The 22,290-nt window shown below is 34.7% G+C and carries 19 protein-coding genes and 1 pseudogene; 16 read left to right on the top strand and 4 right to left on the bottom strand.

Annotated elements, in window-relative coordinates:
- Positions 1-7: 7 nt before the first annotated feature.
- Positions 8-511 carry a protease gene (locus FA048_RS17590; RefSeq protein WP_136843566.1) on the bottom strand — a complete coding sequence of 168 codons (504 nt, stop codon included), beginning with the start codon at positions 509-511 and terminating at the stop codon, positions 8-10.
- 124 nt (positions 512-635) lie between these two features.
- Between FA048_RS17590 and FA048_RS17585 the strand changes: the two genes are divergently transcribed.
- From FA048_RS17585 to FA048_RS17530, 12 genes and pseudogenes are all read left to right on the top strand, one after another.
- Positions 636-1,577 carry a helix-turn-helix domain-containing protein gene (locus FA048_RS17585; protein WP_225872574.1) on the top strand — a complete coding sequence of 314 codons (942 nt, stop codon included), beginning with the start codon at positions 636-638 and terminating at the stop codon, positions 1,575-1,577.
- 138 nt (positions 1,578-1,715) lie between these two features.
- On the top strand, positions 1,716-2,480 hold the full coding sequence (locus FA048_RS17580; RefSeq protein ID WP_136843564.1) for an SDR family NAD(P)-dependent oxidoreductase: 765 nt from the start codon (positions 1,716-1,718) through the stop codon (positions 2,478-2,480).
- 80 nt (positions 2,481-2,560) lie between these two features.
- Positions 2,561-2,923, top strand: a complete 363-nt coding sequence (locus tag FA048_RS17575; protein WP_136843562.1) for a bleomycin resistance protein — start codon at positions 2,561-2,563, stop codon at positions 2,921-2,923.
- A 73-nt stretch (positions 2,924-2,996) separates the two neighbouring features.
- A complete protein-coding gene (locus tag FA048_RS17570) occupies positions 2,997-3,449 on the top strand; it encodes a GNAT family N-acetyltransferase (protein ID WP_136843560.1) in 453 nt (150 codons plus the stop codon).
- Between the two features lie 76 nt (positions 3,450-3,525).
- Positions 3,526-4,284 (top strand): HEAT repeat domain-containing protein, encoded by a 759-nt coding sequence (locus FA048_RS17565; protein WP_136843558.1) that lies wholly within the window; start codon positions 3,526-3,528, stop codon positions 4,282-4,284.
- Positions 4,285-4,286: 2 nt separating this feature from the next.
- Positions 4,287-5,008: pseudogene (locus tag FA048_RS20145) on the top strand (SDR family NAD(P)-dependent oxidoreductase).
- The gene (locus FA048_RS19955) at positions 4,980-6,308 is read left to right on the top strand and encodes a DUF1572 family protein (protein ID WP_225872573.1); all 1,329 of its coding nucleotides are present in this window, start codon (positions 4,980-4,982) and stop codon (positions 6,306-6,308) included. The pseudogene FA048_RS20145 and the gene FA048_RS19955 overlap by 29 nt, the downstream one beginning before the upstream one ends.
- The gene (locus FA048_RS17550; RefSeq protein ID WP_136843556.1) at positions 6,305-6,751 is read left to right on the top strand and encodes a DinB family protein; all 447 of its coding nucleotides are present in this window, start codon (positions 6,305-6,307) and stop codon (positions 6,749-6,751) included. Before FA048_RS19955 ends, FA048_RS17550 begins: the two co-directional genes overlap by 4 nt.
- 133 nt (positions 6,752-6,884) lie before the next feature.
- Entirely contained in the window at positions 6,885-8,780 is a 1,896-nt protein-coding gene (locus FA048_RS17545) for a 7TM diverse intracellular signaling domain-containing protein (RefSeq protein WP_136843554.1), read from the top strand.
- Positions 8,781-9,097: 317 nt separating this feature from the next.
- Positions 9,098-12,013, top strand: a complete 2,916-nt coding sequence (locus FA048_RS17540) for a SusC/RagA family TonB-linked outer membrane protein (protein ID WP_136843552.1) — start codon at positions 9,098-9,100, stop codon at positions 12,011-12,013.
- 11 nt (positions 12,014-12,024) lie between these two features.
- Positions 12,025-13,440, top strand: a complete 1,416-nt coding sequence (locus FA048_RS17535) for a RagB/SusD family nutrient uptake outer membrane protein (protein ID WP_136843550.1) — start codon at positions 12,025-12,027, stop codon at positions 13,438-13,440.
- Positions 13,441-13,746: 306 nt separating this feature from the next.
- Positions 13,747-15,195: a glycoside hydrolase family 30 protein gene (locus tag FA048_RS17530; RefSeq protein ID WP_136843548.1), complete on the top strand. Its 1,449-nt coding sequence runs from the start codon at positions 13,747-13,749 to the stop codon at positions 15,193-15,195.
- 59 nt (positions 15,196-15,254) lie between these two features.
- Here the strand turns inward: FA048_RS17530 and FA048_RS17525 are convergent, their stop codons facing one another.
- The gene (locus FA048_RS17525) at positions 15,255-16,088 is read right to left on the bottom strand and encodes a DUF3667 domain-containing protein (protein ID WP_136843546.1); all 834 of its coding nucleotides are present in this window, start codon (positions 16,086-16,088) and stop codon (positions 15,255-15,257) included.
- A gap of 118 nt (positions 16,089-16,206) precedes the next feature.
- On the opposite strand from FA048_RS17525, the gene FA048_RS17520 reads away from it, so the two are divergent.
- Positions 16,207-16,668, top strand: a complete 462-nt coding sequence (locus FA048_RS17520) for a hypothetical protein (RefSeq protein ID WP_136843544.1) — start codon at positions 16,207-16,209, stop codon at positions 16,666-16,668.
- Between the two features lie 103 nt (positions 16,669-16,771).
- On the opposite strand, the gene FA048_RS17515 is transcribed toward FA048_RS17520, so the two are convergent.
- Both FA048_RS17515 and panB read right to left on the bottom strand, forming a co-directional pair.
- Positions 16,772-17,470 (bottom strand): RluA family pseudouridine synthase, encoded by a 699-nt coding sequence (locus FA048_RS17515; RefSeq protein ID WP_136843542.1) that lies wholly within the window; start codon positions 17,468-17,470, stop codon positions 16,772-16,774.
- A gap of 255 nt (positions 17,471-17,725) precedes the next feature.
- On the bottom strand, positions 17,726-18,541 hold the full coding sequence (panB, locus tag FA048_RS17510) for a 3-methyl-2-oxobutanoate hydroxymethyltransferase (protein WP_136843540.1): 816 nt from the start codon (positions 18,539-18,541) through the stop codon (positions 17,726-17,728).
- Between the two features lie 378 nt (positions 18,542-18,919).
- Between panB and carA the strand changes: the two genes are divergently transcribed.
- From carA to FA048_RS17495, 3 genes are all read left to right on the top strand, one after another.
- Positions 18,920-20,032: a glutamine-hydrolyzing carbamoyl-phosphate synthase small subunit gene (carA, locus tag FA048_RS17505; RefSeq protein WP_136843538.1), complete on the top strand. Its 1,113-nt coding sequence runs from the start codon at positions 18,920-18,922 to the stop codon at positions 20,030-20,032.
- A gap of 235 nt (positions 20,033-20,267) precedes the next feature.
- Positions 20,268-21,035, top strand: a complete 768-nt coding sequence (locus FA048_RS17500; protein WP_136843536.1) for an ABC transporter ATP-binding protein — start codon at positions 20,268-20,270, stop codon at positions 21,033-21,035.
- A 46-nt stretch (positions 21,036-21,081) separates the two neighbouring features.
- Positions 21,082-22,173 carry an ABC transporter permease gene (locus FA048_RS17495; protein ID WP_136843535.1) on the top strand — a complete coding sequence of 364 codons (1,092 nt, stop codon included), beginning with the start codon at positions 21,082-21,084 and terminating at the stop codon, positions 22,171-22,173.
- Positions 22,174-22,290: the final 117 nt, after the last annotated feature.

Here is a 22,290-nt window from a genome sequence, read left to right as displayed (position 1 = left end):
AGGATTATTATTTAATAGCAAACTGAACACTATCAGTTAATTTCAAACCACTTATACCTGCCGAATTATATTTAACGGTATAATTTCCCGCCTTTATATCATAAGCTTTTGTTAAATCTACTTTTACAGACAAGCTATCTTTTGGCTTAATGCTTAGGTAACTATCTGTCGGAGGTGGCATTATTCTTTTTGCCATTGGCCCTTTGTAAGCTGCTTCTATTCCTTCAGCGGAAGTTACATCCAGGTATTTACTCATTAATGGCTCAAATGGAGTATGCCATTTACAAAATGTTTTAACAGAATCAGTTGGATTGTACACAGTAAAGGTCATTTCAATTGGAGTTCCTACGCTTAAATTAGCAGGAATTGATATTTTCGTAACCAGTGCCGTATCAATTTGATTAGTAGCACTATCTGTTGCCACAACTTCTTTAGCATTTTGAGTAGAAGGACTACATGCAGCAACCGCAACGATTAGTAAAGCGGGTAAAATAATTTTATATGTATTCATAATTTATATATAGCAATATACCTGCCAGTTCTAAATTTCTTTTTTACTTAGTAGAAAGCATTAATTAAGAACCAAATTTTTTCTTACTGATCTGAATTTCATTAATAGCTAAAATTCCTTAGATTTGAATTTTGCAACCATCATGGAAATCACTTCACTAAAAGATTTTTATAGAGAAATGGGTTTTGACAATGAGCTAGAAACCATTTTACCAGAAGGCATCAACAAAGACATTGGCCATTTCAATGTTTTCAATATTGCAAGCGTAAGAAAAAAGGTAAAAGAAACAAAGACAATGCCTTATAACAGGCGCACTTATTATAAAATCAGTTTAATTAACGGGCACAATCGGGCTGAATACGCAGATAAGGTTATCGAAATTAAAAAGAATGGTTTGTTATTTGCCTCACCAAAAGTACCATACCATTACATTCCCCAAGATGAAGAGCAATCAGGTTATTTCTGTATCTTCTCTCATGAATTCTTAACCTCTTCACAAAGTGGAATTGTATTAGATAACCTTCCTATATTTAAAGCTGGCGGCTATCCTGTTTTTCAACTAGATGAAAATCAAGTGAAAGAAATAGAATACCTATTTGAAAAGATGTTCAAAGAAATGGCATCAAATTATGCGTTTAAATATGATTTATTGCGAAATTATGTTTTAGAATTGATTCACTATGGACAAAAATTACAGCCTGATATTGCCCAATATACAGCACACAATGCAACCACTAGAGTTGTGGGTTTATTTGTAGAATTACTAGAGCGTCAATTTCCAATTACAGCATTAGGACAACAATTAATATTACGTACTGCAAAAGATTACGCAGAGCGACTAAACATCCATGTTAACCACTTAAATAAAGTTTTAAAAGAACATTCCGGCAAAACAACAACAGATTTCATCGGCAGTCGCATTGCACAAGAAGCAAAAATACTCCTCAAACAAACTGATTGGAACATCTCTGAAATTGCTTATACGTTAGGTTTTGAAGAGGTGGCTCACTTTTCTAATTTCTTTAAAAAGCAAGCAAAGGTTTCTCCCCTAACCTTTCGTACTTAAATTTTCAATCCAGTTTACCTTTCTGAACCTGTTGAGCACCTAAGAAACCAATATTTGATTCTTGCAAACAATGGATTGATGTTTACAAGTGCTCCTCTTCAAATTGTATGATCTTTGTTTTATCAAAAACATAAAGATATGAATACAAGAAACAAAATAGCTTTGGTAACCGGTGGTAGCCGCGGACTAGGCAAAAATATGGCAATCGCTCTTGCCAAAAAAGGAATTGATGTAGTACTTACCTATCATAGCAACAAAATTGAAGCTGATAAGGTAGTTGCAGAAATCGAATCTCTTGGACAAAAGGCACTTTCGCTTCAGCTTGATGCAGGGGACATTAAATCATTTGATAGTTTCCTTAACCAAGTAACTTCACATTTAAAAGAAAACACTGGAAGTACAAATTTCGACTTCTTAATTAACAACGCTGGCACAGCTTTGTACGCTCCTTTTGCTGAAACAACAGAAGAGCAATTTGACACTGCCCTAAATATTCATTACAAGGGTGTATTTTTCTTAACTCAGAAGTCGCTACCTTTTTTAAATGATGGTGGTCGTATCATCAATATTTCGTCGGGTTTGGCACGTTTCTCATTCCCAGGCTCGTCTGCTTATGGTTCAATGAAAGGTGCTGTTGAAGGTTTAACAAGATACTTAGCTAAAGAACTAGGTTTTAGAGGAATTGCGGCAAATGTTGTTGCTCCTGGAGCAATTGAGACCGATTTTGGTGGTGGACGAACAAGAGATGATAAGGATATCAATGCCCATATCGCCAGTGCTACCGCTTTAGGTCGCGTTGGTTTGCCAGATGATATTGGTGGTGTTGTTGCCTTTTTATGTACTGACGAGGCAAGATGGATCAACGGGCAACGCATCGAGGTTTCTGGCGGAATGATGTTGTAAAAACCTATTGCATTAGCAAACAAAAGGAGTTAACTTTAAGAAACATTTTCTTAAGGCTAACTCTTTTTTAATTATATCCCATGCTTACTGCTATCAACCCCAAACTTCCCATGCGCAATAAAGCTATTACGAAAGATTTTTATATCAATAAACTTGGCTTTAAAGAACTAGGTTCTGCAGACTATGCTGAATACTTAATGGTGCAAAAAGAAAATATAGAGATTCACTTCTTTGAATTTAAAGAACTTAATCCGCTAGAAAACTATGGGCAAGTTTATATCCGAACTGACCATATTGAGGAATGGTATGATATGATTTTACTTCAAAAATTAAATATACCAACCGCTGGCCATTTACATGTAAAACCCTGGGGGCAAAAAGAATTTGCTTTACTTGACCCTGATCACAATTCACTTACTTTCGGTCAAAGTTTATTGTTATGAAAAAAATATATTATCGAATAATTATGCTTTAATTTAAAAAGAACATAATATTGAATGATATAATTTCATCATCATGATCAATACCATTAGAACCGATTCAGATAACTTAGCTTTTATTGCACTTGTTAAAGATTTAGATGCCTACCTCGCTGTAATAGACGGGAATGAACATGCTTTTTATGCGCAGTTCAATAAAATTGACAAAATAAAACATGCTGTAGTGGCTTATGAAAATGATAACCCAATAGGCTGTGGAGCAATTAAAGAACTTTCGCCAACTGCTATGGAAGTAAAACGAATGTATACCTCACCTGATGGTAGAAAAAAAGGAGTTGCTACTACAATTTTAAATGAACTAGAAAGCTGGGCTAAAGAAATGGGTTATGAAAAATGCATGCTAGAAACGGGAATTAGACAAGCTGATGCCATTTCATTGTATCAGAAACTTGGATATAAATCAATTCCAAATTATGGCCAATATATTGGTGTTGAAAACAGCGTTTGCTTTGAAAAGGTATTGAGATAATAAATAGATAAATCATTAAAACTTATTTACACAATCTCCCCTTTTAGTGAATGTGTTAAATTTCAATTTATTTAAAATGGCTTTTTATGATTTAACAAAAGCAGAACGCCTAAATCTTGTAGAAGATATAAAAACCAATATTCGGCAAGAATTGGAACAAAATTTATTAAACCAAATTATCCAATATTTTAGTAGCGAAGATACATACATCAGAAAATCTGCCTATTTAAGTTGTGGGAGACTCTATTTCTCAGATGATTCTTTAAAAACGAAAATTATTGCAACATTAAAAACGCTCTTGCAGCATAACGATTTTAAAATAAGACAAACTGTTATTAATGCAGCCGGAGAAATTGGTAAAAATGATTTCGAAACCGTAAAATCATTTTTTGATGAAGGCTTATTTGACAAACACCATTCTCCAAGAAATGCTGTAATTGGTTGCATTAAAAAAATGGGCGAGGTAAATCCAACTTCTGTATTAGATTGGGCAAGGCAATACCTCCATCATTCAGATAAAGAAGTTAGAAGAGAAATTTGCCACGGCATTGAGCTTAGGGGTCGCAAATACCCACAAGACATATTACCTTTACTAAAAGAATTACAATATGACAAAACAGCAAGGGTTAGAAATACCTTGGTGCATGTAATTGGTCAAATTGCTTATAAAAAAGGATGCTTGGCAACAGTAATTTCAAGTCTTAAAAATTGGGAGAATAAAAAACTTGTTAGCCAAGCACTTGAGGAAATTATAGATGTACATTTTCGATATCGCGATTTTTCTGCGCTAACGCAAGAACAAGCTAAACAGTATATTGATAATCATTACATTTGATAATGAGTAAAATACTTATCATCACTGGTGGAAGTAAGGGAATAGGCAAAGGAATAATTGAAACTTACCAAAGCCATGGCTATCAGATTTTCTCAATTGCCAGAACTAAAAACGAAACTTTTAAAAACGTTAAACAGGTTGAATTTGACCTTAGTAAAACTGATGGAATTAGAGATTTACTGTCGGGCATTTTTGACGATATTAAACAGCAAGATTTACAGCAAATAACACTTATCAATAATGCCGGAACATTAGGGCAAATTGGAAGGATTGAGGATATAAAAGACATTGAGGCATCTGTTCAATTGAACACCGTTGCACCTTTAATATTAACTTCAATATGGATTAGTTTAACGAAAGATTGGGCATGTGAAAAACATATCATCAACATCTCTTCTGGTGCCGCCCAAAACCTTATTACGGCTGGACAGTTTATTGCGCTACGAAAGCAGCAATAGACATGATGACAAAAACAGTTGCACTTGAACAGGACAGCGTAATAAATGGCACTAAAATCATTGCCATTTATCCTGGCGTTGTAGATACAGAGATGCAGGCGAAAATACGCCAAAGTGATAAAGAAAGCTTTGCCTCAATTGACAGGTTTTTAGAACTTAAGGCTACAAATTCATTAGCTAATGCAACAACTGTCGGACAACAGATATTTGCGATAGACCAAGATGAAGCTATAGAAAATGGAACTATCATTCGTGTTGATGAATAAACAAATTACAATGACCAATGATTACCTAGAAAGCGTTAAAAAGCAGTTTGAATATTACAAAATGCTCGGCGATAAAACCTTTGCTCAACTAAACGAAGAGCAGTTATTTTGGCAATTTAACGAAGAGAGCAATAGCATCGCAATGGTTGTAAAACACCTTTGGGGCAATATGCTTTCTCGTTGGACCAATTTTTTAACTACTGACGGCGAAAAAGAATGGCGCAATAGAGATGAAGAATTTAAAAATGACATTGGCAGCAAAGAAGAACTTTTAGAAAAATGGGATTCAGGTTGGCAATGTTTATTTAACGCAATAACTTCGCTAACAAGCGAAGACTTAGCAAAAGAGATCTATATCCGAAATCAAGGACATACAGTTGCCGAAGCAATAAATAGACAATTGGCCCACTATCCTTACCATGTTGGGCAAATCGTGTTTTTGGGCAAAATGCTCTGTAATCAAAACTGGAAATCGCTTTCTATCCCAAAAGGAGATTCCAAAACTTTTAATGATGAGAAATTTACTCACCCAAAACACAAACAACATTTTACTGATGAGTTTTTAAAGAATAAGATGGAATTAACCGCCAAATCTTTTATTGAAATCTTAAAAGCGAATCAATCTAATGAAGAGTTGAGAAAGATTCTTCGCTATTTTAAATCAGAAGAAGGAGATTATGGCTTTGGCGACGAATTTATTGGCGTAAAAATGGGTTTCATTTTCGAATTGGCCAAACAATGCAATCAAATGCCAATTGAAGAAATCGAGTTATTATTAGAAAGTCCGATTCACGAAGCTCGAACTGGTGCTATGAGTATTATGGATAAAGCCGCACGAGATAAAAAAATTAACCCAGTAAGGTTGGCAGAATTTTTTGAACTTTATATGCGCCGCCATGATCGAATTAACAATTGGGACTTGGTAGATTTGGGCTGTTTGTATATGACAGGCTTATATTTATTTGATAAGGATAGAACAATTTTATACAAATTAGCAACCTCAAAAAATATCTGGGAAAGACGTACAGCAATTTTAAGTACTTGTTATTTCATCAGGAAAAATGATTTAAATGATACTTTCCAAATTGCTGAAATGTTGTTAAATGACCAAGAAGATTTGATTCATAAGGCTACGGGATGGATGTTACGTTTCGCAGGCGACAAAAACAAGGATCAATTAACAACTTTCTTGGCTAAATATGCGGCAACAATGCCAAGGGTTTTACTTCGCAATGCGATAGAAAAATTTGATAAACCAGAACGCGATTATTATTTAGCATTAAAGAAAAACAAGATATGATAACCGAAAACCTAAAAACCATTTTCAATAGAGACCTCAATAGATTAAAAATAGAAATAGCCGCCTATCAAGATGAAGCTCAACTTTGGAAAATAAGTGGGGATATTAAAAATTCTGCTGGTAATTTGTGTTTACACTTGATAGGAAACCTAAATACTTACATTGGAGCAGAACTTGGAAAATCTGGTTATATTAGGAATAGAGAACTAGAATTTTCTTTAAAAGACATTCCTAAATCAGAATTGTTAATGATGATCGACCAGACCATTAAAGTGGTTGATAAATCATTAAGCTTGATCAGCGATGAAGATTTAAGTAGAGAATATCCCGTACTTGTTTTTGAAAGCAAAGCCTCAATTGGTTTTTTTCTCATCCATTTAACTACACATTTAACCTATCATCTAGGGCAAATCAACTACCATAGAAGGTTATTAGCAAAGTGATAAATCAAGTTTGCTATATGTAGGTCTTAAAAATTGGCATACCCTCAAACATGTTCACTTATTTCACTCAACTTACGAAATAAAGTTTAAAGCTTATGTTTACCTTTGTATCCCCTAAACTGTTAGCTAAAGAATGATCAAGTCTCTTTTGAAAATAACATATATATTATTCATCCTATGTATAATAAGCTATACTTCAAATGCACAAAAGATTGTCGCTGTTCAGGATGAAGTAGACCAACATATATTTAATTTCAGCGAAATTGAGTTTTTAAAAGATGCAAGTGACCAATTTTCCTTTAAAGAAGTGAGCAGTGCCGCATTTGATAAAAAATTTATTCCTAGTCCTGCGAGTACCCCTCAAACTAAAGAGCTAAATACCAGTTATTGGTTTCGCATTAAGATTAAACACAATAGTTTAGCTAAAAATAGGTTTCTATTAGAATTTTTCGATCAAACTATAGATCATATCACAGCTTATATTCCAAAAAGTAATGGTAGCTATGAAATAAAGGAACTGGGAGATCAATTTGGTTTTGAAAAGCGTAATCTCCATCATAAAAACTTCGAAATCTATTTAGATAACAACAATGACAAAGTTCAAACTTATTATTTCAAGCTTCGTTCTTCTCAAATTTCTGACGCAATAATTGTTTTACGTTCGGTAAATTGGTTTATTTCTTATGCCTTAGACGAGTACTTTTATTTTGGTGTTTTTTATGGGATGATTTTGGTCTTCAGCTTTTACAACCTGATCATGTTTATCGCCATGCGCCAAAAACAATACCTTTTTTATGTATTGTATAATTTAAGTGTAGGATTTTTCGAGATGAGCTCAGATGGCATTGCTTATCAGTACCTCTGGCCAAACTCTCCTGCATGGAATCAAATTGCCTATGCTTTTTTTCTGTATGGCACCAGCATTTTTGCTTTGCTCTTTACCCGAGAACTCCTTTTTGTAAAAGCTAAAGCACCACGTCTCAATAAATTAATCATTGGAATCATTATTGCCAGAAGTGCATTTTTCATTTATAGCCTACTATTTGATCAAAACCTTTTCAGCTATAAATTTTTAGAGTTCATTCCACTCTCTGTCGCGTTTTTTACTGGAATTTACATTTTTAAAAGAGGGTACCAACCTGCAAGGTTTTTTGTATTAGGCTACAGCTTTCTATTTTTTGGCTTTACCTTAAAGTTTTTGATAATGCTAGGTTTAGAATGGCTCAACTTTGGCATCATCACCTATTATAGTTTAAGCTTTTGTTTTGTGCTAGAAATGGTGTTTTTATCATTTGCCATAGGTGATAAAGTTCGTATCCTTAAAAAGAAAAAAGACAAAGCACAAAGGCAAATTATTCAACAAATGGCTGTTAATGTTAAATTAAAAGACAGCTTAAATCAAGAATTAGAAAAACAGGTAGAACAACGTACCAAAGAGGTTTTCCATAAATCAATTATCATTGAGGCACAAAATGAAGAGTTGCTAAAAGCCAACGACCAATTAAAACAACAGGCCGAAGAAATTTCTAGAATGAATGTTCTACTTGAGCAAGATAACCATGAGCTACAGGTTAATGTAGAAAAAGTAACTAGAGATCGTGTAATGTCTGCTGATGTAGATTTTGAAGAGTTCAGTAAAATTTATCCTGATAAGGAAAGCTGTAATGCTTTTTTAGCCGAACTAAAATGGCAAAATGGTTATACCTGCCGTAAATGCAAAAACACACACTTTTATACTGGGCATATTTCTTATAGTAGGCGGTGTAGCAAATGTGCATATGAAGAATCTGTTACCACCTACACCATCTTCCATAATACCCGTATTCCTATTAATAAAGCATTCTACATGATTTTTCTGATCTATTCTACAAAGGGAAAAATCTCCTCGCATAAGCTTTCAGAATTATTAAATATTAGACAAAGTACCTGTTGGACTTATGGCACCCGCATTAAGACAGTAATGGAAGAACGTAAATCAAGCCTAAAAAAAGCCAATAAAAACGGCTGGAGTCTACTTGTTCTAGATTAAATCTTGAGCCAACAGCAGTAATCAAGATTATTTAGCTCATTTTAAGGTTAAAAATACCTTGTTTTTACAAATAAAAATAAAGGGTACTGAAGCGTATCGGGTCTATAGCTAAACGACTACAAAAAGCATAGCTTATGTGCTGTATATCAGCACTAAACGAGTTTTCAATTTAGGGTATTGTAGCGTATCGAAATATTCATAATATATTAATTATCAGATAGTTATAAAAAATATTTTTATCAATTCTCTTGGATATTGGCTATAAATGGCCTTAACTTTATCCCAACTAAATTTAATTGTATACTAACCAAAAAATCATGAGAAAAAAATTTACCCTATTTATTGTATTGCTCTGCTGCGGAATGGGTTTTGCCATGGCACAAGATATCACGGTAAGTGGTCAGGTAAAAGACCAACAAGGCTTACCTATTCCTGGTGCATCTGTTCAAGTTAAGGGCACCAACTTAGGAGCATCAACAGCTGCCAATGGTACTTTTACACTTAAAGCACCTGCTAATGCTACGCTTACCTTTTCATTTATGGGTTTTAAATCTATAGAAGAAGCCGTAAATAATAGAACTTCAATTTACGTAACCATGTCCGAAGACAACAACCAACTGAATGAAGTAGTTGTAGTTGGTTATGGTACTCAGGTTAAAAAAGATTTAACAACAGCGGTTGTTTCTGTTTCTGCTAAAGACATAGAAAATCAGCCAGTAACTAATCCTTTGCAAGCTATACAAGGTAAGGCAGCGGGGGTTCAAATCATTTCACAATCTGGTAAACCAGGTGCTGGTGTAGCAGTAAGTATTCGTGGTAATACTTCTATCACCGCATCCAACAGTCCTTTATATGTAATTGATGGAATTACTTCTAGAGATGCTAGTTTTGTAAATCCTGCCGATGTAGAAACAATGACCATTTTGAAAGATGCATCTGCAGCTGCAATTTATGGTTCGAGTGGTGCTAATGGTGTGGTCCTAATTACTACTAAAAAAGGTATTTCTGGTCAACTAAAAGTAGGCTTAAATGCATTTACTGGATTTTCTAACCTATGGCAAACTCAAGATGTGTTAAATAAAGAGCAATACGTTGCTTTATTAACTGAACTAGGTGGTTATGCTACAGATGGAGCTGCAAACACAGATTGGCAAGATTTAACTTTTGGTACTGGAACTCAACAAAATTATCAAGTTTCTTTATCTGGCGGTATTAAAGGTGGCCAATATTACTTCTCTTCTGGTTACCAACAAGATAAAGGTATCGTTGCTCCTGCTAAATTAGATCGTTATACTTTAAACTTCAATGGTTCGCAAAACTTAACCAAATGGTTAAAGATATATGGTAATGCTGTTTTAACTTCTGGCAAATCTAGAGACGTTAGTGATAATGCTGGTGTTGCAAGAGGTGGAACTATTTTATCTGCATTAACTACCCCTCCAAACATTGGGATCTATTTACCTAACGGAACTTACGCAGGTAACCCAAATGCGGGTGGTTGGGAAAACCCAATTGCTAATGCATTTGCTGGCATCAATGCCAACAGAAACCTAAGATTTATAGGTGCTTTTGCTGGTGAAATTAAATTCACTAAAGACCTTTCATTCAAATCTAGTATCAGTACTAACTCAAGCACAAACCATTATAACTATTTTATAGATCCTTATTCTACAGATTATGGTAGAGCACAAAAAGGATTGTTTAGGTATAATGATACTAAAGATCATGTATGGTTAAATGAGAATATTTTAAGCTATGCTAAAAAAGTAGGTAAACATGATTTTTCTGCAACTGCAGGATATACTCTTCAAGAATCTGACTGGACCTATAGTAATTATGAGATTACCAAATTTACCGATCCAACAACTAACGCATTGCTAAATGATGGAACAGCTGTTGCTGCTGTAGGCCCACCATCTAGAGCACAATGGTCTAAAAGATCTTACTTAGGTCGTGTAAGTTATTCATACGATGGCAAATATTTACTGTCATCTAACTTTAGAGCAGATGGTTCATCTCGTTTTAAAAAGGGTAACAGATTTGGTTATTTCCCTTCTGTTTCTGCTGGATGGAGAATTTCTGCTGAGAACTTTATGAAAGACAGCAAAACAATTAACGACTTGAAATTAAGAGGTAGCTGGGGTCAAGTTGGTAATGATGAAGGTATTGGAGATTATGCCTATTTAAAATTATATCAGATTAATGCACAAGGTGGTTATGGCCTTTCTCAGCCTGCCAATGAGAATTTAACTTGGGAAAAAACTACACAAACTAATATTGGTTTAGACTTAACCATGTTTAACAGCAGATTAACATTCACTGCTGATGCCTACATCAAAAAAACAACAGATTTATTAGTTAGCGTACAATTGCCTCCATCATCTGGTTTAGGTGCACAATCCCTAAATGTTGGTGCAATGGAAAATAAAGGTTTTGAGTTTGTACTATCAACCAAAAATTTTATAAAAGATAAATTTACTTGGAACACCGATTTAAACTTCTCACTAAACAGAAATAAGGTAACAAGCTTAGGTATTACTACTAAATCATTAGATTTTGCCGGTATTTACGAGCGTACTGCGGCTGTTAGAATTGTTGAAGGAAGACCATTGGGTAGTTTTTATGGCTATGTTTCTAACGGGGTAAATCCAGCAACTGGTATGATTGATTATGCAGATATAGATGGCGTTCCTGGTATAACTGCTGATGACCGTACATTTATTGGTTCTGCTCAACCTAAATTTACTTATGGCATTAACAACAGTATGACTTTTGGAAATTTTGGTTTCTCATTCTTCTTCCAAGGCGTACAAGGCAATGATGTTTTTAATGCTTCTCGTATAGATCTAGAAAGCTTAAATGATTCGAAAAATCAATCAGCGGCTGTATTGAGAAGATGGACTACTCCAGGTCAAGTTACCGACATTCCAAAAGCCCTAAAAAGCAATTCAGACAATACCAGAACATCAAGCCGTTTTGTTGAAGATGGTTCTTATTTAAGACTTAAATCAGCAACGCTTTCTTATAGCTTAGGTAAATTAACTTTAGGCAGAATGAGAATGAGCAAAGTAAACATTTTTGCAACGGGATATAACCTTTTAACGTTTACTGATTATTCAGGTTTTGATCCAGAAGTAAATCAATATGGTGCAAATGGTCCATCAATGGGAGTAGATTATGGAACCTACCCACAAGCTAGAACTTTCTTATTTGGTGTTAATGTTGGCTTTTAATTATAAAAAAGATGAAAACTAAAATATATTCATTGCTGGCATTTGGTGCCTTAGCATTAACCGTTCAAAGCGGTTGTAAAAAAGATTTCTTGGAAAAAGACCCAATTAATCAAGTTACAGGAGATGTAGCTTTTGTAAACAAAGAAGCTGCAGAAAAATTATTACAGGGAGCATATGATGGGATGTATAACGATTATCACATTTGGGATTACATGATCAATGGTGATGTTACTGCTGATAATGCTTATGCTGGAGGAGACAACCAGGCCAATATTGACATTGATTTATTCAAAGCGAACTCTACTAATGGTAACGTAGGTAGAGATTGGGGTTCTTTATATTCAGACATTAAAAATGCAAACGAGGTACTAGAAAATGTTCCTAATATTCAAGACCCAGCTTTAGATGCAGGAAACCGTAGAAACGAAATCTTAGCAGAAGCAAGCGGATTAAGAGCTTACATGTATTTTAATTTGGTACGTTTATTTGGTGCCGTGCCTTTGGTTTTAAAAACACCAGCTAATTTAAGCGAAATGCAACCTGCAAAGGCTAGTATTGATGCTGTTTATACCCAGATTATTAAAGACTTAGAATTTGCAGCAACAAATGCAAAAACTACCTCTGCAAATAAAGGGATCATTACAAAAGGTGTTGCTAATGCTTTACTAGCTAAAGTATATGCTTCAAAACCTACACCAGATTGGGCAAAAGTGTTGCAATATTGCGATTTAACTATTGCAAATGGCTATAGTTTATTTGGCAGTTACAATGGCTTATTTGACGCTGCTAACAAAAACAACAGTGAAGCCATTTGGGAAATGCAATATGACGGTTGGGGTGGACAACATGGCAATTGGATGCCAAGTGTAATTGTTGGTACCGGTTGGAAAAGATTTTGTACTCCATCTAACGATTTAGTAAAGGCTTTTAATGATGAAGGTGATTTAATTCGTAGAAACGCAAGTATCTATTTCATGAATGCAACAACCGAAGGTTGGAGTGATTCTTACTGGGCTAAAGCAAACTATCCATACATTAACAAATATAGAGCTGATGATAAAAGCGATAGTTACATTATCAGGTTAGCCGATATTTTATTGCTAAAAGCTGAAGCTTTAAACGAAGCGAGCGCTGGTGGATGGGCTACTGCTAAACCAATTGTAAACCAAATTAGAGGTCGTGTTAGTTTAGGCAGTACACCTGCAATAGATCAAGCTAGTATGCGTTTGGCAATTGAAAAAGAGCGTAGATTAGAGCTAGCCTTTGAAGGTCATCGTTGGTTTGATTTGTTACGTACCAACCGTGCGGTTGCTGTAATGAATTCATCAAAAGATGGGGCTGGGAATAATTTATATAATATTTCTACTGCTAACCTTTATTTCCCTATTCCACAAGCCGAGATTGATAGAAATCCGAATGTGAAATAGTATGAATGTGGTATAAAAATAAGTTAGGTTGTTTTTATACCACATTTTTTCAAAATCTCAACATGTTATTTAAGCGTATTGAATTAGGTTTTAATACTGTCTAATTATCCTTATAAACATTTATGAGTAAGCTTAAAACCAATTTATGTCTATTGCGAATAAAGCGTATCACAAAACACACAAGTAACTATAAATCAAATATTTATATAAATAAATAATCTAAAATAAATATTTAATTCACTAGTTTTAAAACCGTTAATCCTTTAATAGACATCTAAATCATCAACTTAAAACCATTCTACACAAATGAAATTTTTAACCGCAACTTGTATAGCTTTAGCCATAGCCTTGGGCTCTTGCGCTTGTAAAAAAGGAACCAAAAAGGCTACAGTAATTCCTGATGACCCTACACCCACTACACCTGTAACCAGTGATGTTAGTTTTTGGCTTACCAAAGGAGATAAATCAGCTCTGCTACAAAAACAGAACATTGCTTTGAATTTTACCGCAGCAAATAATGCTAACACCACTATTGAGATTGATGATACTCAAGCTTATCAAACCATTGATGGATTTGGTTATACATTAACAGGTGGAAGTGCAACGTTGATGAATAACCTTGGCGCAACAGAAAAAGATGCTTTAATTAAAGAATTATTTTCTACCGAAGAAAATGCAATTGGGGTGAGCTATTTAAGAATTAGCATTGGGGCATCAGATTTAAGCGCAAATGTTTTTACCTATAATGAAAGGCCAACTGGACAAACTGATGTAAATCAAGACTACTTTTCTATTGATGCAGAAATGACAGATTTGGTACCTATCCTTAAAAAGATTTTAGCCATTAACCCTAACATAAAAATATTAGGTTCACCATGGACTGCACCAACATGGATGAAAACAAACAAGGCATATAAAGGTGGCAGTTTAAAACCTGAATATTACCAGGCTTATGCCAAGTACTTTGTAAAGTATGTTCAGGCAATGAAAGCTCAAGGCATTACCATTGATGCTATCACTATCCAAAATGAGCCACTTCATCCCGGCAACACACCAAGCATGTACATGGAAGCTATAGATCAAGCTAACTTTATTAAAACTGCCTTGGGTCCAGCATTTCAAACAGCCGGCTTAACTACAAAAATTATTGTTTATGACCATAATGCCGATCGCCCAGATTACCCGATGGCAATTTTAGCAGATCCAGCAGCAAATGCTTATGTAGATGGCTCTGCCTTCCATCTTTATGCCGGTAATATTTCGGCGTTAACTACAGTTCACAATGCTTATCCCAACAAAAACGTTTATTTCACAGAGCAATGGGTTGGAGGCCCGGGTAATTTTGCCGAAGATTTAAAATGGCATGTATCTACTTTAGTTATTGGAGCTACCAGAAACTGGAGTAGAAATGTATTAGAGTGGAACCTTGCAGCAGATGCGAATTATAACCCACACACTCCAGATGGAGGTTGTACAACTTGCTTAGGCGCTATTACCATTGCTCCTGCAGTAAGTAGAAACGTTGCCTATTACGTAATTGCACATGCTTCTAAATTTGTAAGACCAGGCTCTATACGTATTGCATCAACATTAAACAGTACGATATCAAATGTCGCATTTAAAACACCAGATGGAAAAAAAGTCTTGATTGTAATGAATACAAGTTCAAACAATCAAACTTTTAACATTAAAGACAACGGTAAAATTGTAACCACAACATTGCCTGGCGGTGCTGCCGGAACCTATGTTTGGTAAAGATTTTCATATTCACATATGATTGATTTAGTTAACCCCGCCTTGTGTGGGGTTTTCTATTACCTTCTGCCCATGTGTTTAAAGTAATCCATAAAGTTTAAGCTTTGGTAAACATAAATTGCACTAGCTATTTGGGTTAGAAAAGCCCATAACAGTAAGCCAATTAATGTAACCATTATAACTTTAAAAATTGCCCTAGGCCCTTTTAAATCAACAAAATCTTTATAAGCAATAACAAAATATATAAGTTGCAACAATAGGCCTAATAAGGGAGCAAATGCTACCCAGGAAGTTTCCTTTAGCAGGGCCCGCAACGGATGGACCAATAAGGTAAAGGCAAGATTAGCAAAGCTGATAAACATTAAATTGGCAACCAAATGTTCTGAGTAATTATATTTTTTTCTATAATAAATGAGCCAAAAATAAAAAGAAAAAAATGGTACGGCAATCATTGCCAAGATGTTCCCGTTCTTGACAAAAAACTGTTGACTTTTCATTGCCCTATGGTAGATTATAGTTGCTTCTTGCCTTTTTTCTGGGTCTGGTATCTCAGCAATTTTTATAAGGGTAGTTTGATCATCTTTTTTCACAGTGCTACTTAAACCATCAGATAACACATAAAAAGCGGCCAATATTAAAAAAAAGGTAAATGGGCTAAAATACTTTTTCCTCTTACCAGCAATGTATTCTTTGGCAACAATACCTGGCCTGATAAAAAGCTCTTTAAGCAAATAAAAAATGCCCTTATCTGCATGTGTAAATGCATGAAAAACTTCATGGAAGAAATGAGTGAGCGTAAAGCGATGTACATGTGCCTCTTGGCCACATTGTGAACAAAATTTTTGACCTATGTCTAAATTATGCTCACAATTTAAGCAGTGCTTAGTATTCATTGAGTTGCGTTTGTTGCTCTAATGTCGTGAAATGTATTTAAAAATCAAATCTATCCCAAAAAGCGAATAGCAAACTTTTTTATACTATCATTGTTCCTACTAGTATAAAATAAAAATCATGAAAAATTATTTCTTCCCTATTATCATTGCTGCACTATCGTTTACTGCCTGTCAAAGTGAAAGTACCGAACAAGAAGATAAAGTTGCTGTTGACACCAACATAGTAAAGGTGGGTGAAACTTATTGCTACACTTACATAAAGAATAAAGACACAGCAAAACTGACTTTTATGAGCACCAATGGCATTACTACTGGAGAATTGAGCTATAACCTCTTTGAAAAAGACAAAAACAAAGGTATAATTGAAGGTGAAATGAGAGGTGATACTTTATTGGCAGAATATACTTTTAATTCTGAGGGGAAAGAATCTGTAAGACAGGTAGCATTTCTTAAAAAAGGAAACCAGTTACTTGAAGGTTTTGGTGATGTAGAGGATAAAAGTGGAAAAATGATGTTCAAAAATCCTACTAAGCTAACTTTTGGTCAATCAATTGTTTTTGAAAAGGCAGATTGTCAGTAAAGGTTGTTAAGGGGATAATGGTTGATAGTTGATGGTCAAATGTTGATAGTTTAAGTGGTCAATAATGCAATCCATCAACTATAGGCTATGGACTATTTACCAATTATTTCTCAACTTTAAAATTCTCAAATCTTTCCCAAAAACCATCAACAGGCAATGGCGCAAAAATTTTAACCTGTTCTTTTTGCACAGGGTGAATAAATTCCAATTGTCTGGCATGTAAACAAATACTCCCCTTTCTACTTCCTCGTGGATAACCATATTTATTGTCACCAACTATTGGGCAATCCATTGTAGAAAGCTGCACCCTGATTTGGTGAGACCGCCCTGTAATAGGATTTACTTGTAATAAATAAAAGCCGCCAACCTCTCCTATCAATTTATAATCTAGCTCTGAGCGCTGACTTCCAGTTACTTCTTTATTATAAGCCGCAACTACATTTTTCTGAGGATTTTTAATCAGATAATGAACCAAGTTCCCTTCTATTCTCGCTGGTCTATTTCTTACCACAGCAAAATAGGTTTTACGAACTTCTCTATTTTTGAAAACAGCATTCATACGCTCTAAGGCCTTACTTGTTTTGGCAAATAGAATTACGCCACTTACAGGCCTATCCAAACGATGTACCACACCTAAAAAGGCACCATTGGGTTTGTTATACTTGGCAGCAATATATTTTTTAACCTTTTCATCTAAAGGTTCATCGCCAGTTTCATCAATCTGCACAATATCACCACTGCGTTTATTTATAGCAATTAAATGATTGTCTTCGTATAAAATATCTGCTTCAGTAATAGGCATTGTATTGGTAATTGTAGAAATTGTTAAATTGCTTAATTGTTACTGTCAAATGAAAACTGCATTTGTTTAATAAACCCGATTGTAATGAAAATACTTTTTGTTAAAGATCCTTCGACAAGCTCAGGATGACAATAACAAAAAGATTGAAATGAAAAGCGGGACTACTGCATCCGAAGAGCAATGAAACTGCTTTTCCCATCATAAGATTTACCCTGCTCGTTTATCCTTGTTCTTTGCTCCTTTATCCTTATTCAACTAATATTGTTCTTTCTCGTTCGGGAAATCTTTTGCTTTTACATCTTTAATATAAGATTGTGCTGCGCCTAAAATTCCTTCGTATAAATCTAAGTACTGGCGTAAAAACCGTGGCCTAAAACCTTTAGTTAAACCAATCATGTCATTTACAACTAGAACCTGTCCATCGCAATCTGGTCCGGCACCAATTCCAATTGTAGGAATATGTATGCTTTCTGTTACTTCCTTAGCCAATTTAGCAGGAATTTTTTCTAAAACAACGGCAAAACATCCAGCATCTTGAAGCGCTAGAATATCAGTTTTTAATTTATTTGCCTCTTCTTCATCCTTAGCTCTAACCGTATATGTACCAAACTTATAAATAGATTGAGGTGTTAACCCCAAGTGTCCCATAACTGGAATACCTGCAGTAATTATTCTTTGTATTGATTCTACTACCTCTATGCCACCTTCTAACTTCACACCATGTGCACCAGATTCTTTCATGATTCTAATGGCAGAATTTAAGGCTTCTTTTGAATTACCTTGATAAGAACCGAAAGGTAAATCTACCACTACAAAAGCCCTTGTTGCACCGCGTACAACGCCTTGCGCATGGTAAATCATTTGATCTAATGTAATTGGTAAGGTAGTTTCATGACCAGCCATAACATTGGATGCCGAATCGCCAACCAATAAAACGTCTAAACCTGCATCATCCAAAATGGTAGCCATTGAATAATCGTAAGCGGTTAACATGGCAATTTTTTCGCCACGCTGTTTCATCTCTTGCAAAATGTGGGTTGTAATCCGCTTAATTTCTTTGTTTACAGACATATTCTTTGTTTTGTTAGGCAAAATTAGGTTTTATTATTGTAAAAGGAACAAGATTAAAGTGTAAAGAACAAAAACTTAAACGTTAACATAAAGCATACGGAGATGGCGTAGCATTTCAAATCCATCCTTTGTGTTCGCTGTGAATTCCTCTTTTCTCTGTGGCTAATTAATTTCCATATAAATCATTTATCGCAATATGTATATCTCCATACGCAACTATTTTAAAAAAAATCTTGAAAAAACCGTTGAAAAAACTACCTTTGTATCCTGAAATGAATGAGTTCGGTCAGACTTCTTTACTATCTTACAAAAACGGCATAACCGTTACGAAATTCCATTCTTTTTTCTCTTTTTTCATCAATTCTTATTGTATTTTAAATGACTAACTACACCAAGTTACCTGCAATTTTGTTATTGGCCGATGGCACTGTTTTTTATGGTAAAGCTGCCGGAAAAATCGGAACTACTACTGGCGAGATTTGCTTTAATACAGGCATGACTGGCTATCAGGAAGTATTTACAGACCCATCTTACTTTGGTCAGATTATGGTAACCACCAATGCGCATATTGGAAATTATGGCATGCATAAGGAAGAAATCGAATCTGGCTCTATAAAAATTGCTGGTTTAGTTTGCAAAAACTATAACATTTTATACAGCAGAAAAGAAGCTTCAGAATCTATCCAAGATAATTTCCAAAACGAAAATATTGTTGGTATTTCTGAAATTGATACCAGGGCTTTGGTTCGTCACATCAGAAATAAAGGAGCAATGAATGCGATTATCTCTTCTGAAATTACTGATTTACAGGAATTGAAAAAGAAACTAGCAGATGTACCAAACATGGATGGCTTAGAGCTTTCATCTCAAGTTTCTACAACAGAGCCTTATTATTATGGCAATCCTGAAGCAAACTATAAAATTGCAGCTTTAGATTTAGGTATCAAGAAAAACATATTGCGCAACTTTGATGATAGAGACATCTATGTTAAGGTTTATCCAGCCAAAACTACTTTTGCAGAAATGGACGAATGGGGTGCGAATGGTTACTTCATTTCAAATGGCCCAGGCGATCCTGCAGCAATGGAATACGCAATTGATACTGTTAAATCTATTTTAGAAGCCGATAAACCATTATTTGGAATTTGCTTAGGTCACCAATTATTGGCAGAAGCAAACGGAATTGGTACCATGAAAATGTTTAACGGACATAGAGGCTTAAATCATCCGGTTAAAAACATCATTAAAAACCATTGTGAAGTTACTTCTCAAAATCATGGTTTTGGAGTAATACCAGATGAAGTTAGAAAATCTGATAAAGTAGAAATTACACATATCAATTTAAATGATCAGTCAATTGAGGGAATTCGTGTAAAAGGTAAAAAAGCATTCTCGGTTCAATATCACCCAGAATCATCACCAGGCCCGCATGATTCTCGTTACTTATTTGATGATTTTGTTGATTTGATAAAAGGCGACTTAGTTTGGTAAATTAAGCCAAAGATCTAGCATTAAATCTATAGCTATTATTTAAGGATGTTTGTTAATCAGACATCCTTTTTATTTTCGATAGACTTACAAATCCATTCGTCCCAATTAAGCATCAGTTTATCGACATTTTACTACCACTCAGATAAAATTCATTTTCTATTCATATAAACCTTCTTACTTTAGCATTATGTAATTAGCAACTCTGCGTGCTTAACTTCTACAAACAAACTAAACAATGGAAAAAAGGAATGTAATTATCAGTGTTAAAGATCTGGTAAAAAATTACGATGATTTCAAAGCTGTACAAGGCTTAAACTTTGAAGTTTATGAAAATGAAATTTTTGGATTACTTGGCCCTAATGGTGCAGGAAAAACTACTACTTTAGAAATCATAGAGACTTTACGCCAAAAAACTTCTGGAGAAGTGATCGTAGATGGATTCTCTATTGATAAAGATCCAAATGCCATCAAACGTATTATTGGTGTACAATTACAGGCAGCTGGATATTATCCAAACCTAAACCTCATTGAGCTTTTAGAACTATTTTCTGGTTTGTATGGTGTGAGTGTAAACCCGATGGAAATGTTAGCAAAGGTAAATTTGCAAGATAAAGCAAAAGCAAAATATAAAGCGCTATCTGGCGGACAAAAACAACGTTTTTCTATTGCAACAACATTAATCAATTCTCCGAAAATTATATTTTTAGATGAACCTACTACTGGATTGGATCCGCAAGCCCGCAGAAATCTTTGGGATTTAATTACCGACATTCGTAGTCAAGGTACAACAGTTGTGATTACAACCCACTACATGGATGAGGCAGAGCAGTTGTGTGATCGTGTTGCATTTGTAGAGCGAGGTCAGATTATTGCCTTAGACACACCAGATCAATTGATTGATAATTTAATAGCGAGCGGATTTGAACGTAAAAAAGAGGTTAAAAAAGCAAATCTCGAAGATGTTTTCATCAATCTTACAGGCCAAGAATGGCGTGAAGATTAATCAAATTCAATTATTTCAATATCATTAATCTTTCAATCTAAATATAATGAAAACTCCATACAGTCATACCAAAGCTACATTAGCACTTGCAAAAGCAAGCTTCCGTTCAATTATGCGCAGCCCTTCGGCTGTAGTTTTTACTTTAGCTTTCCCATTAATTTTCATCTTAGTTTTTGGCTTTTTAGGGGGGGGTGGTACAAAATTAGACATAGCACTAGCTCCAGGTTCTGATATGGAGAACCCAGTTATTGTTGCCTTAGAAAAAACAGGATTAGTTAGAATAACTAAGGATGATAACTTGGATAATATAAACAAGGATCTAGAAAAGGGAAATTATGATGCATTAATTAGTGTAGAGAAAAATCCAAATGGAGTTCCTGCTTATTTTACCAATGTTAAATACACTTCAGCATCGCTTGATAAAGGAAATATTTTAAAGTCTATTTTAAATGAAATTTCCTTTAACTTAAATACCCAAAACCTAAAACCAACTGTTACAGAAATCAGGGCAACCACTGTAAGCGGAAGGTTATACCGTACCATAGACTTTATTCTACCAGGGCAATTAGGCTTCTCCTTATTAAGTACTGGTGTATTTGGTACTGCATTTGTGTTTTTTAGTTTACGTCAAAACCTAGTAATTAAACGTTTCTTTGCGACACCTGTAAAACGTTCGAGTATTGTTATTGGCGAAGGTATTGCCCGTATTGGTTTTGCATTATTAGGTGCTTTATTTATCATTTTAATTGGACACTTCTTTTTCAAATTCACACTAATTCATGGTGCAACCACAGTTCTAAACATGCTTGTTTTAGCCACAATGGGCGTAATTGTTTTTATGGGTTTTGGATTTGTTGTTTCTGGTATAGCCAAAAGCGAAAGTACAATTCCACCGATATCCAACATTATCACCTTACCTCAATTTCTACTTTCTGGAACTTTCTTTTCTATAGACGCTTTTCCATCTTGGTTACAACCCATTAGTAGAGCACTACCGCTAACCTATCTTAATGATGCAATGCGTAAAGTTGCTTTTGAAGGTGCAGGATTATGGGATGTAAAACACCAAATGTTAATTATGTTGCTTTGGGGTATTGGAATTTATGCGGTAGCTGTTAAAACCTTTAAGTGGGAATAATAGCTTTCTGAAATATAATTTTAAAGTTAAAGGGATGATAGGATATACTTGTCATCCTTTTTTTGTTTATAGGCTTCCTTATGAATGGGTTAACCTTAACCATATTCGAGAAATAAA

This window comes from Pedobacter polaris (assembly GCF_005116505.1).
In the GTDB taxonomy this organism is placed as follows: Bacteria; Bacteroidota; Bacteroidia; order Sphingobacteriales; family Sphingobacteriaceae; genus Pedobacter; species Pedobacter polaris.
Note: the sequence above shows the minus strand (reverse complement) of the source record. Positions and strands in the feature narration are given on the sequence as shown.

Bases quoted from the DNA above. Each gene is read 5' to 3' on its own strand.
- FA048_RS17590 (WP_136843566.1), bottom strand. From the start codon at position 511: ATGAATACATATAAAATTATTTTACCCGCTTTACTAATCGTTGCGGTT.
- FA048_RS17580 (WP_136843564.1), top strand. From the start codon at position 1,716: ATGAATACAAGAAACAAAATAGCTTTGGTAACCGGTGGTAGCCGCGGA.
- FA048_RS17575 (WP_136843562.1), top strand. From the start codon at position 2,561: ATGCTTACTGCTATCAACCCCAAACTTCCCATGCGCAATAAAGCTATT.
- FA048_RS17570 (WP_136843560.1), top strand. From the start codon at position 2,997: ATGATCAATACCATTAGAACCGATTCAGATAACTTAGCTTTTATTGCA.
- FA048_RS17565 (WP_136843558.1), top strand. From the start codon at position 3,526: ATGGCTTTTTATGATTTAACAAAAGCAGAACGCCTAAATCTTGTAGAA.
- FA048_RS19955 (WP_225872573.1), top strand. From the start codon at position 4,980: ATGGAACTATCATTCGTGTTGATGAATAAACAAATTACAATGACCAAT.
- FA048_RS17550 (WP_136843556.1), top strand. From the start codon at position 6,305: ATGATAACCGAAAACCTAAAAACCATTTTCAATAGAGACCTCAATAGA.
- FA048_RS17545 (WP_136843554.1), top strand. From the start codon at position 6,885: ATGATCAAGTCTCTTTTGAAAATAACATATATATTATTCATCCTATGT.
- FA048_RS17540 (WP_136843552.1), top strand. From the start codon at position 9,098: ATGAGAAAAAAATTTACCCTATTTATTGTATTGCTCTGCTGCGGAATG.
- FA048_RS17535 (WP_136843550.1), top strand. From the start codon at position 12,025: ATGAAAACTAAAATATATTCATTGCTGGCATTTGGTGCCTTAGCATTA.
- FA048_RS17530 (WP_136843548.1), top strand. From the start codon at position 13,747: ATGAAATTTTTAACCGCAACTTGTATAGCTTTAGCCATAGCCTTGGGC.
- FA048_RS17525 (WP_136843546.1), bottom strand. From the start codon at position 16,088: ATGAATACTAAGCACTGCTTAAATTGTGAGCATAATTTAGACATAGGT.
- FA048_RS17520 (WP_136843544.1), top strand. From the start codon at position 16,207: ATGAAAAATTATTTCTTCCCTATTATCATTGCTGCACTATCGTTTACT.
- FA048_RS17515 (WP_136843542.1), bottom strand. From the start codon at position 17,470: ATGCCTATTACTGAAGCAGATATTTTATACGAAGACAATCATTTAATT.
- panB (WP_136843540.1), bottom strand. From the start codon at position 18,541: ATGTCTGTAAACAAAGAAATTAAGCGGATTACAACCCACATTTTGCAA.
- carA (WP_136843538.1), top strand. From the start codon at position 18,920: ATGACTAACTACACCAAGTTACCTGCAATTTTGTTATTGGCCGATGGC.
- FA048_RS17500 (WP_136843536.1), top strand. From the start codon at position 20,268: ATGGAAAAAAGGAATGTAATTATCAGTGTTAAAGATCTGGTAAAAAAT.
- FA048_RS17495 (WP_136843535.1), top strand. From the start codon at position 21,082: ATGAAAACTCCATACAGTCATACCAAAGCTACATTAGCACTTGCAAAA.